General features: G+C 70.2%; 5 protein-coding genes. 2 read left to right on the top strand and 3 right to left on the bottom strand.

Annotation, left to right across the window (positions count from 1 at the left end):
* The 3 genes from PROKR_RS36040 to sucC form a co-directional block, all read right to left on the bottom strand.
* On the bottom strand, positions 1 to 549 hold a 549-nt coding region (locus tag PROKR_RS36040; RefSeq protein ID WP_245605953.1), incomplete at its 3' end, for a cell division protein PerM.
* Between the two features lie 224 nt (positions 550 to 773).
* Positions 774 to 1,670: a succinate--CoA ligase subunit alpha gene (gene sucD, locus PROKR_RS23875; RefSeq protein ID WP_020016264.1), complete on the bottom strand. Its 897-nt coding sequence runs from the start codon at positions 1,668 to 1,670 to the stop codon at positions 774 to 776.
* A gap of 39 nt (positions 1,671 to 1,709) precedes the next feature.
* Positions 1,710 to 2,879: an ADP-forming succinate--CoA ligase subunit beta gene (gene sucC, locus PROKR_RS23880; RefSeq protein WP_036968559.1), complete on the bottom strand. Its 1,170-nt coding sequence runs from the start codon at positions 2,877 to 2,879 to the stop codon at positions 1,710 to 1,712.
* Between the two features lie 297 nt (positions 2,880 to 3,176).
* On the opposite strand from sucC, the gene PROKR_RS23885 reads away from it, so the two are divergent.
* Both PROKR_RS23885 and PROKR_RS23890 read left to right on the top strand, forming a co-directional pair.
* Positions 3,177 to 3,386: a helix-turn-helix domain-containing protein gene (locus tag PROKR_RS23885; RefSeq protein WP_020016262.1), complete on the top strand. Its 210-nt coding sequence runs from the start codon at positions 3,177 to 3,179 to the stop codon at positions 3,384 to 3,386.
* Positions 3,386 to 3,607 (top strand): Clp protease N-terminal domain-containing protein (locus PROKR_RS23890; RefSeq protein WP_051433295.1); only part of this gene is annotated, 222 nt, incomplete at its 3' end. The genes PROKR_RS23885 and PROKR_RS23890, both read left to right, overlap by 1 nt.

Consider the following 3,607-nt stretch of genomic DNA (forward strand, 5'->3'; position numbering starts at 1 on the left):
GAGCGGCGCCAGGGCCAGCGACCAGCCCGGGGCGCTGCCCGCGAGCAGCGCGACGCCCGTGGTACCTACGCCGTACGTCACGGCCCCGGCGCCCCAGGCACGGGCCGACGTCGCGGCGAACCGCTTGGCCGAGGCGTACGTCGCGAACAGGGCGAGCGCCGCGATACCGAGCGGCGCGAGGGTGACGGCCACGGCGTCGGTCGTGAGCGGGACGCCGTGCCCCAGGAGCCAGAGGCCCGTGGCGACGTCGATCGCGGAACGCACCTGGACACCGTCGTCCGGGGTCTCCGGCGCGGAGGTGAGGGTCGCGTTGCCCACGAGGTAGGCGACCACCGCCGGGAGCACCACGACGGCGAGGGACAGGACCAGGGCCTGGGCCGCGGCGAGCGCGCCGGACACGATGTGGGCGAGCGCGAGCGACCTCGGCTCCGGCGTGGGTGGCTCCTCGACCAGGCGGCCGCGACGAGCCGTCGGCTGGTTGCCGGCCGGGCGGGTCGTGCGGGCACCTGAGGTGCGGGAAGCCGTGCTCGGGCGGGGTGGTGCGCTCACCCGGCAATCTTCACCCGCGCCCGGGGGCCATCCCGGGGACCTGCCTCGGCGTGGCCCGGGTGAACTTCGGGAGATATTACGGTCGGGTATGGAGTTCGCCGGGTGAACTGGTGTAGGAACGCCCGCTTTGCGAAGGGCTGCTCACGCTGGTCGAGCTTGTCGGGACCTGGGTCTCGACAAGCTCGACCAGCGAAGGGCGGCTCAACCAGCGAGCCGCGGAGGCGTCAGAGCCCCTGCAGGATCTCCCGCATGAGGTCGGCGGTCTCGGACGGCGTCTTGCCGACCTTCACGCCGACGGCCTCGAGGGCCTCCTTCTTGGCGGCGGCGGTGCCGGCCGAGCCGGACACGATCGCACCGGCGTGGCCCATCGTCTTGCCCTCGGGGGCGGTGAAGCCCGCGACGTAGCCGACGACCGGCTTGGTGACGTGCGCCTTGATGTACTCGGCGGCACGCTCCTCGGCGTCGCCGCCGATCTCGCCGATCATCACGATCGCCTTGGTCTCCGGGTCGTTCTCGAAGGCCTCGAGCGCGTCGATGTGCGTGGTGCCGACGATCGGGTCGCCGCCGATGCCGATGGCGGTCGAGAAACCGAAGTCCTTCAGTTCGTACATCATCTGGTAGGTCAGCGTGCCCGACTTCGACACGAGACCGATCGGGCCCTTGCCCGTGATGGTGTGCGGCGTGATGCCGGCGAGCGACTCGCCCGGGGTGATGATGCCGGGGCAGTTCGGCCCGATCATCCGGGTCTCCTTGCCCTGCAGGTACGACCACACCTCGGCGGTGTCCTGCACCGGCACGCCCTCGGTGATGACCACGAGCAGGCCGATGCCCGCGTCGATGGCCTCGATGGCCGCGTCCTTGGTGAAGGCCGGCGGCACGAAGACGACGGAGACGTCCGCGCCGGTCTCGGCCATGGCCTCCTTGACGGTGCCGAACACCGGGAGGGTCACGTCGGCGCCCGAGGCGTCCTTGTGGGTCACCGTGGTGCCGGCCTTGCGGGCGTTCACGCCACCGACGATCTGCGCGCCGGAGTCCAGCATCAGGGCGGTGTGCTTGGCACCCATGCCGCCCGTGATGCCCTGGACGATGATCTTCGAGTCCTGGTTCAGGTAGATCGACATTGTCTTCTTGTCTCTGCTTTCGAAGTCTTCAGCGGGCGATCAGGCGGCGGCAGCCTTGGCGGCGGCAAGGTCGGCGCCGCCGTCCATGGTGTCGGCGAGGGTGACGAGCGGGTGGTTGCGCTCGTTCAGGATCTGGCGGCCGAGCTCGACGTTGTTGCCGTCGAGCCGGACGACCAGCGGCTTGGACGCCTCGTCGCCGAGGATGTCCAGCGCGCCCACGATGCCGTTGGCGACCTCGTCGCACGCGGTGATGCCACCGAAGACGTTCACGAAGACCGACTTGACCTGCGCGTCGTTCAGGATGACGTCGAGGCCGTTCGCCATGACCTGGGCGTTCGCACCGCCACCGATGTCGAGGAAGTTGGCGGGCTTGACGCCGCCGTGCTTCTCGCCGGCGTAGGCGACGACGTCGAGCGTGGACATGACCAGGCCCGCGCCGTTGCCGATGATGCCGACCTCACCGTCGAGCTTCACGTAGTTGAGGTCGTTCTCCTTGGCCTTCGCCTCCAGCGGGTCGGCCGCGGCGGAGTCCTCGAGCTCGGCGTGGTCCGCGTGGCGGAAGCCGGCGTTCTCGTCGAGAGTGACCTTGCCGTCCAGGGCGACGATCTCGCCGTCCTCGGTACGGACCAGCGGGTTGACCTCGACCAGCGTGGCGTCCTCCGCCTTGAAGACGGTCCACAGGCCCTGGATGACCTCGGCGACCTTGCCCTTGATGTCGTCGGCGAAGCCGGCGGCGTCCACGATCTCGGCGGCCTTGGCCTCGTCGATGCCGACGGCCGGGTCGACGGCGATGCGCGCGAGCGCCTCGGGCCGCTCGACGGCGAGCTGCTCGATCTCCATGCCGCCCTCGACGGAGCACATGGCGAGGTAGTTGCGGTTGGACCGGTCCAGCAGCACGGAGAAGTAGAACTCCTCGGCGATCTTGGCGCCCTGGGCGATCATCACGCGGTGCACCGTGTGGCCCTTGATGTCCATGCCGAGGATCTCGCCGGCCTTCTCGGCCGCCTCCGCGGGCGAGTGAGCCAGCTTGACGCCGCCCGCCTTGCCGCGGCCACCGGTCTTGACCTGGGCCTTCACGACGACGGTCCCGCCGCCCAGCTTCTCGGCGCCCTCGCGAGCCTCTTCGACGGTGGTCGCGACGACCCCGCCCAGCACGGGCACGCCGTGCTTCTCGAAGATGTCGCGCGCCTGGTATTCGAACAGGTCCACCCTGCTGCGTCCTTCCATCGGGATGCGGCCCTCGGACGTCGTTGTCGCCCGGAGCCCGGCTGAAGCGATGTCTCGACGTCAAGACATCCCCGTACAGAGTAGCCCTGGATCGCTTGTGCTTCCGAACGAAGCGGCGGATTTCCGCGGCTCATCGGCGCGGCTGGCGCACATGTGGCGCATCTCTCGGGAACGACGTGTCAGACGTACGGATTCACCCGCGGGATCCGTGCGCCCGACACGGGCACGGCGCGTCAACCATGGTTGACAATCCGCCACGCTGTCAACCATAGTTGACGCATGACCCAGCAAGCACTCGCCGCATCCGCAGCCGGGGACGACCCCGCCGAGGGACTGCGCGCCGTGAAGGCCATGCGCGAGCTGGCCGACCGCCTGGAGACCCTCCAGGTCGAGCGGGCGCGTCGCCTCGGCTGGTCGTGGCAGGAGATCGCCGACGCCCTCGGCGTCACCCGGCAGGCCGTGCACAAGAAGCACAACAGGAGGATCTGATGTTCGAGAGGTTCACGAAGGACGCCCGCTCCGCCGTCGTCGACGCCCAGCAGGTCGCCCGCGACGCGCACAGCGACCAGATCGACAGCCGGCACCTGCTCGTCGCGCTCGCCGAGAGCGGCGGCCCGGCCCGCACCGCCCTGACCGACGGCGGTGTGGACACCGCCGCCCTGGTCGAGGGAGCCCGGGCCCGGATCGAGGCGGGCGACGCGCTCGACCCG

The organism is Promicromonospora kroppenstedtii DSM 19349, assembly GCF_000515355.1.
Classification (GTDB): Bacteria; Actinomycetota; Actinomycetes; order Actinomycetales; family Cellulomonadaceae; genus Promicromonospora; species Promicromonospora kroppenstedtii.

Excerpts from the sequence above, each read along its gene's own strand:
- sucD (WP_020016264.1), bottom strand. The coding sequence starts at position 1,670 with ATGTCGATCTACCTGAACCAGGACTCGAAGATCATCGTCCAGGGCATC.
- PROKR_RS23885 (WP_020016262.1), top strand. The coding sequence starts at position 3,177 with ATGACCCAGCAAGCACTCGCCGCATCCGCAGCCGGGGACGACCCCGCC.